The organism is Gottschalkia purinilytica (assembly GCF_001190785.1).
In the GTDB taxonomy this organism is placed as follows: Bacteria; Bacillota; Clostridia; order Tissierellales; family Gottschalkiaceae; genus Gottschalkia_A; species Gottschalkia_A purinilytica.
Map to the genome: position 1 here is coordinate 1 of NZ_LGSS01000035.1, position 7,340 is coordinate 7,340.

The 7,340-nt window shown below is 30.5% G+C and carries 5 protein-coding genes and 4 tRNA genes; 6 read left to right on the forward strand and 3 right to left on the reverse strand.

Going from position 1 to position 7,340, the window contains the following annotated elements; all coding sequences use genetic code 11:
* Positions 1-292 precede the first annotated feature (292 nt).
* The gene (locus tag CLPU_RS15890; protein ID WP_200898643.1) at positions 293-760 is read left to right on the forward strand and encodes a pyridoxamine 5'-phosphate oxidase family protein; all 468 of its coding nucleotides are present in this window, start codon (positions 293-295) and stop codon (positions 758-760) included.
* A 232-nt stretch (positions 761-992) separates the two neighbouring features.
* Here the strand turns inward: CLPU_RS15890 and CLPU_RS15895 are convergent, their stop codons facing one another.
* From CLPU_RS15895 to CLPU_RS15910, 3 genes are all read right to left on the reverse strand, one after another.
* Entirely contained in the window at positions 993-2,483 is a 1,491-nt protein-coding gene (locus CLPU_RS15895) for a glycine betaine uptake BCCT transporter (RefSeq protein WP_050379040.1), read from the reverse strand.
* A 187-nt stretch (positions 2,484-2,670) separates the two neighbouring features.
* A complete protein-coding gene (grdH, locus tag CLPU_RS15905) occupies positions 2,671-3,987 on the reverse strand; it encodes a betaine reductase selenoprotein B (RefSeq protein WP_082154280.1) in 1,317 nt (438 codons plus the stop codon).
* Positions 3,988-4,000: 13 nt separating this feature from the next.
* On the reverse strand, positions 4,001-5,326 hold the full coding sequence (locus CLPU_RS15910) for a glycine/sarcosine/betaine reductase component B subunit (protein WP_050379047.1): 1,326 nt from the start codon (positions 5,324-5,326) through the stop codon (positions 4,001-4,003).
* A 284-nt stretch (positions 5,327-5,610) separates the two neighbouring features.
* On the opposite strand from CLPU_RS15910, the gene CLPU_RS15915 reads away from it, so the two are divergent.
* From CLPU_RS15915 to CLPU_RS15935, 5 genes are all read left to right on the forward strand, one after another.
* Positions 5,611-6,267 carry a TetR/AcrR family transcriptional regulator gene (locus CLPU_RS15915; protein ID WP_050379049.1) on the forward strand — a complete coding sequence of 219 codons (657 nt, stop codon included), beginning with the start codon at positions 5,611-5,613 and terminating at the stop codon, positions 6,265-6,267.
* Between the two features lie 641 nt (positions 6,268-6,908).
* A tRNA-Asn gene (locus CLPU_RS15920) sits at positions 6,909-6,983 on the forward strand.
* Between the two features lie 5 nt (positions 6,984-6,988).
* Positions 6,989-7,077: transfer RNA gene (locus tag CLPU_RS15925), tRNA-Leu, on the forward strand.
* A gap of 34 nt (positions 7,078-7,111) precedes the next feature.
* Positions 7,112-7,188 (forward strand) — tRNA-Met (locus CLPU_RS15930).
* A gap of 24 nt (positions 7,189-7,212) precedes the next feature.
* A tRNA-Met gene (locus CLPU_RS15935) sits at positions 7,213-7,289 on the forward strand.
* The last annotated feature ends 51 nt before the right edge of the window (positions 7,290-7,340 follow it).

Below are 7,340 nucleotides of genomic sequence, written 5' to 3' on the forward strand. Positions count from 1 at the left end.
CAGCGCTGATGGTACTTAGGCGGAAGCGCCTTGGGAGAGTAGGACGTTGCTGGGTTATTTTTATTTTTTGATAATTTAAAAATAATAATTAGAATCATAGATAGTGATATTCTATGATTTTATTTTTTTGTATTTTAATCTAATTAATATAAGGTTGCGTATAATTAAAATAATTTCTAAAGATCCAACATAGAAATAAATATAGAAATAAATGAAATAAAAATTAACTATTGTTTCATTTATTTTGAAATTGTGCTAGAATAACATTAATATTATGTGGAGGATGATAGAAATGTATAGAGAGATGAGACGTAAAGCAAAGGAAACTGATATATCACAATCAATTAGAATTTTAGAGAATGGAGAATATGGAATACTATCTACTATAGATAGTAATAATCAGCCATATGGAATCCCCTTATCATATGTGCTAAAAGATAATTTACTGTACTTTCATTGTGCAAGCGAAGGACATAAAATTGACAATATTAACTTTGAAGATAAAGTATCTTTCTGCGTTGTAGGTGAAACACAAATTCAGCCGAGTAAATTTACTACAAAATATGAAAGTGTCATAGTATTTGGTAAGGCGGAAGTATTAGAAGACAGTAGCGAAAAGAAAAAAGCTCTGTTATACCTTTGTGAGAAATACAGTCCTGATTTTCTAGAAGAGGCAAATGTATACATTGATAAAGCTCTAGAAAAAACAACAGTGTTTAGAATAAAAATAGAACATATTAGTGGAAAGGAAAATAAGTAACTATAAGACTATTTTAATATACTTTAGATATTTTTAATCAGGATATATAAATTTATGGCTACATAAATACTATCTGAAAATTAATTATAAGAAATTTTACGCTATTAGTTTAGATGCTATTATAAGAAAAGAAACTTAGAAGATATTTTTATTTTTTAATTTTGATTAATATATAAACAAAGAACTTATTTACATAATTCATAATTTAACATATGTAAATAAGTTCTTTATTTTATAACTTTTCAGATTTAAGTGCTTTAGTTAAAGATACCATCGCAAATATCATTACAAATATAAATGGAAAAGCTGCTGCTACTGAAGCTGTTTGTAAAGCTTCAAGACCACCTGAAAATAGAAGTGAAACAGCTAATAGTGATTGTATTAATCCCCAGAGTATTTTCTTTTTATTACTAGGGTTTAAATTTCCATTTGATGTTAACATACCCAATACAAATGTGGCAGAATTTGCAGATGTTACAAAGAATGTACATAGTAAAATTATTGTAACTACTGATAAAATACCACCTATTGGATAATGTTCTAGCACTCCAAATAAAGTAGTTTCTGGAGCTTTAGTAATTAGCTCAAAACCTTTTATACCCAATGTATTTTTTAAATTGAGACCTAATGATCCAAATGCAGCAAACCAAATACAAGATGCTAAAGCTGGAGCTAAGATAACTCCTCCTATGAATTCTCTTATTGTCCTACCTTTAGAAATTCGAGCTATAAATGTACCTACGAAAGGGGCCCATGCTATCCACCAAGCCCAATAGAATATAGTCCATTTATTTATCCAACTGTTATCACCAAAGGCTTCTATGTGTAAACTATCTCTTATGAATGAACTTAAATATTGACCTAGTCCATTAGTAAAAGAGTTTATTATTTTTAAAGTAGGACCTATAACTATAACTGAACCCAATAGTAAAAGTGCTAATACTAGATTAATATCACCCAATAACTTTATACCTTTATTTATTCCACTAACTGCAGTCCAAATAAATATTATTGTTATTATTGATATAATAATTATTTGGATTAACTTAGTTTGAGGTATATTAAAAACATAGTTAAGACCACTATTGATTTGAAGAGTTCCTAGTCCAAGAGATGTAGCAACACCGGCAATAGTAGCAAAAACAGCTAAAATATCTATTAGCTTTCCAATAGGACCGTTTACTTTTTCTTCTCCTATTAGTGGAATAAAGATACTACTTATTAGACCAGGTTTGTTTTTCCTAAATTGAAAGTAAGCTAAGGCAAGACCAATAATACTATAACTGGCCCAAGGATGAATACCCCAATGCATGAAAGAAGATTTTATTGCAAAGTTTGATGCTTCAATTGATCCGGGGTTAATATTAGAAGGATTAACAAAATGAGATATTGGTTCAGCAACTCCCCAGAAAACTAGACCTATCCCCATTCCTGCACCAAAAAGCATTCCAAACCAAGATATTGTACTATATTCTGGAGTTGAATTATCAGAGCCAAGTTTAATATTTCCATATTTGCTAAATGCTAAAGCTATAGCGAATATTACAAAAGCAAACATAACAATTAAGTATAACCAAGAAAAATTAGAAGTTAAAAAACTGTAAAGAGAATTAGAAAACGTAGCAAAATTTTCGCTAGCTAAAATTCCCCATAGTACGATTGCAAACGTAATGATTAATGATATATAAAAGACTTTATTATTTTTTCTTTTAATATCTAACATAACTATCTCTCCCTTTAGACTATATTTATTTAAATAATTAATGTTATACGTGTCTTTAGGTAAAAAATATATTACAAAGGGGAGTAAAATATTTTCCCCCTGTAATAAATAACTAATGTATTATAGTTAGTTAGTAAATTTAGAATTCTAATTACTAAATAACAAGTTTATGTTATGATAGAAAATATTAAATTTTAACTTTAAACACGGTTTGTTCTTTTATATCACTAGATAAAGCTTCTAAGGCTACACCAACTCTATGATATCTTAACTTCCATTGTTCATCTTCGGATGTATTAGGATCACCTAAAGGATACGGAATAGATATGGTAGGAACCATTCTATTTGCTCCTACTGTTTTTGCAACAGGGATTAAATTTGCCATTTGAACTACAGTAATTCCTGATCTTTCAATTTCTTTTACAATTGTTGCACCGCAACGTGTACAAGTACCTCAGGTAGATGTTAGTATAACGGCATTTACTCCAGCTGATTTCATGTCTTCTACCATTTCTTTACCCATTCTAGATGCTTCACCTTGGGTAGTACCTGTACCTACTGTTGTATAGAAATAATCATGCACTTTTCCAATTCTTCCTTCACTTTCATATGCACGTAGAGCATCTAGTGGAAGGACAACATTTGGATTGGCATCAGCAGCTGCTGGGTCAAAACCAGCATGTATAGTTTTGTATACTCCTGACTCTAACATATTTAGTTTAGATATATCATATTTTCCCCATCTTGTAGCAGAAGCAGACTGTATTTTATCAGGATTTTCTACAGGAACAATACCACCAGTTGTAGCAAGAGCTATTTTTGCTTGAGATAAATCTTTAATAGCTGGAGCAATAGGTACTAAATCAGATGCAGGTATGGGAAGCTCAGTTTCAAATTTTTCACCATTTAATTTTTTAAGTAACATGTTAATTACTCTATCAGTTGCAGGAATTGTAGGATCTAACCACACCTGATGTCTTATACTTCTACTGAAATATCCTTCGTCGTCTGCTGATAGTAATTTTTCACCATTTAATAATTTTGTACCAAAGTTAGCCATTTTTAAAATATCTTTTCTCATTGAAGCAGCACTTGATCCACCTTTAAATATATAAAGATCTTTTCTAAACATCTCTACACCAGGATTTTCATCATTCATAGAACTAATTACAGGTACTTTAAATTTATCTTTTACAGCTTTACAAATATGTCCACATGCAGTTCCATATCTTCCAGCTCTAAATGCTGGACCAGCAAAGAAGATATCAAATTCTTTATCAGATAAAAACTCTAATATAATATCTAAAGCTTCTTCTGTATTAGACCCCATAAAGTTATCTCCACAGATAATAGTATGAGTTACTTTTATATTATCTCCTAGACGTCTGTCAAGTTCCATAGCAGGACCTACAAGACCATCTCTTATTTCTGGTCTAAAATCTGCTACATCTTCTCCACCAATTTGACCAAAAAACTGGTTAACATATAAAATAGCTTTTTTCATTTTTTAATCCCTCCTAAAAATCTTTCATAGTTTTAGTTGACCAACCTACTACTTGATCTCCACAGAACATAGAGTTGTTTTCCATAATTATAGAACCATCTTTTCGTACGGAAGGTCCTAATATTTCATCTACGCCCCATCCACCAGATAGTCCATCTCTTCCTAATGATTCTAAATCACCTATTATAGTATCCATTGGAGGTAACTCTATAAGTTGTGATACATTACCACATGATACTATTGCATCAGCTTTGGGATCTAAAGTAACAAGTGGCTGGGATGCGCCATCTCTTCCGGTACATTCGTTTGTTAATCCGACTGTTTTTATACCAGCATTTTCTAATGCAACTATACAAGCTATGAAGTCTGCATCAGGATTACCATAACCTTCTTCAGCAACTATGGCACTATCTGCACCTAAGGACTTAGCTATTTGAGCTACAAATAAAGCTGATCTTTCTTTTTGTTCTAATGCAACATTTAAATTAGACATGATAACTCCTAAAAAGTTTATGGTTTTACCATGTTCTTGATATAGACGTTTAATCATAGGGAAATTTTGAAAATCATAAGTAGACCATTTAGATGAACATGGCATAAAACTGCCAGATATGACAGCACCATCAAGTATTTCATTTGGGTGCATAAAAGTAGGAACCATGCGATTTGCATCCCATCCATATATCAAATCATTATATCCTAGCTCTTCCATTTGTGATTGGGGTTGCATTACAAATACAACGCTTGGTAGGTTATTTATTTCAGAAGAACGTTTAGTTATAGGATTTAGTTCGTATGTTTCTAATTCTTCATAATCTAGATCCTTTAAGCAACTACCTATATATTCTGCTAATCGCATTCCAGCCCATCTTAAGGCTCTATTTTTTTTCTGTTGTTCATGTCTTTCAAATTCTTCATCTGTATCAGCAACTAAAACTATATTTTTAAGTTGAGAGAAGTAAGTATATTTTGCACCTTCACCACTCATATCTATAAGGCCGTCTTGAAATCCACCCCAATGCTTTCCAACTACTAGAATACTACAGTCCTTAAGTGCTAATGTTTTTCCATTACCTGTTTGTAGCAATTCTCCTGTTACACCTGGAAATAGAGGACCACCACCTACTCTATAACGTGGTTCAATAGCTTCTTTAACAGGAACTAGTCTTACGTTATCACCAGGTTTGACTATTAATATATCAGCTTCTATAATGTGTTCATCATCTTTTACAATAGCTAATGCTTCATCTTTATTAATTGTTAAAATGCCATTTTCATAAAATGTTTTTTCTCCGAAGAGAATGTCTTTTACATAAAAGTTACCTAATTCTAATTTCATAAAAAAACACTCCTTTCTTAATTAAAAGACTGAAAAACGTTTTCCTAGATCTTAAAAAAATAATAAGCTTGAAATTATAATATCATAATCATGATTGATTTACAATCATGATTATAAAAAATATTTATAAAACATTCATCATGAATAGAAATGATCAATAAAGAAGTACGGTATCAATTATAGGAAAGAGTAGTTCCATTGTATAATGTAATTAACTATGGTATCATAATAAAGATATTTAAACTTATGTTTTCAAAAACAATAAATTAAGATGGTGAATTATTATGAATAAAAAAGAAATTCAAAAAAGAAGGATGATGCATTATTTTATCGATGCAGCATATAAAATTATAGAAGAAGATGGAATAGAAAGTGTAACTATTCGTAAAGTATCAGACTTAGCTGGATATAATAGTGCAACACTTTATAACTACTTTGAAAATATCGATCATCTTATATTTCTATCAGCAATGAGATATATAAAAGACTATACTGTTAGTCTTTCTAAATATATTAAAGATGCCAACAATGCTTTAGAAAAATTTTTATGTATATGGGAATGCTTTTGTAAATACTCGTTTGAAAAGCCTGAAATATATCATGCCATATTTTTTGCAAAATTAGATAAGAATTTAGAAGATTATGTTAGTCAATATTATGATTTATTTCCAGAAGACCTAGGATCTTCTTCTGAGGATTTATCTGCAATGCTTCTTAAACATAATATTTATGATAGAGGAATGACTATATTAGAAGAGTGTGCTAAAGAGAATTTTATAAATGAAGAAGATGCTTCAGCAATAAATGAAATAACACTTTTAATATACGAGGGAATTCTTTTAAGAGTTATTAGAAAAAAAATAACAAGCGAAGAAGCTGTGATGAAGACAATAAAATATATAAAAAAGGTTGTAATCTCATATACAATAAAGGATATTTAATAATTTAAAAAAGCTGCTATAAAATTATGAAATAAGTAGATTGAAGAAAAGGGGAGGACCTTTAAACTTTTTTGCTATGAATACCATATAAAAAGATGAATTTAATAAGCTACTGATATTATTTTGAAGAGTACAATTAAGAAAGCTATATTAAATGCTTTATATGAGACCATATACTTGAGCTTTAATTTATAATAAAATGAACATTTGATATGTTTTTATTAGAAGCCTAATGAAAATACTATAAAAATATTATTTTAAATAGATTTGCATATATAAAATAACTTATTAAGTAAATAATAAATTATCAATTTTATTGTCAAACTAATCACTATAAAAGATACGATACTTTATAATGAATATTCATTTATTATATGATGGTAATAAATCATAGATATAGATGAAATAATAAAAAAATAAATTTTATCAATAAAATTATTGACAGATATACAATTTGATGATAGAATTATAAACCTAGCTGAATTTTGTTTATTAACTTTTTATTTATGAGTTTATTATTAAAATCATAAATATTTAAAAATAAAAAAACAAAAAAAGTATTGACATATAGTAAAAAATATGATATGATAATTTTCGTAGTCGACAAAAACAAACAGTATAATTAATGATTAAATAAATATTCTTGGGTAGCTCAATGGTGGAGCAACCGGCTGTTAACCGGTAGGTTGTGGGTTCGAGTCCCACCCCAAGAGCCAAAGATGCCGGGGTGGCGGAACTGGCAGACGCACAGGACTTAAAATCCTGCGGTCCTTAAAGACCGTACCGGTTCGATTCCGGTCCTCGGCACCAATAATTAGATAAAGTAAGATGTATTAGATAATGACGCGGGGTGGAGCAGTCTGGTAGCTCGTCGGGCTCATAACCCGAAGGTCGTCGGTTCAAATCCGGCCCCCGCAACCATAATAAACCAAGAAAGAAAAACATGGCGGCGTAGCTCAGTTGGCTAGAGCATGCGGTTCATACCCGCAGTGTCAGCGGTTCAAATCCGTTCGCCGCTACCAAATAAGGCCCTATGGTCAAGCGGTTAAGACACCGCCCTTTCACGGCGGTAA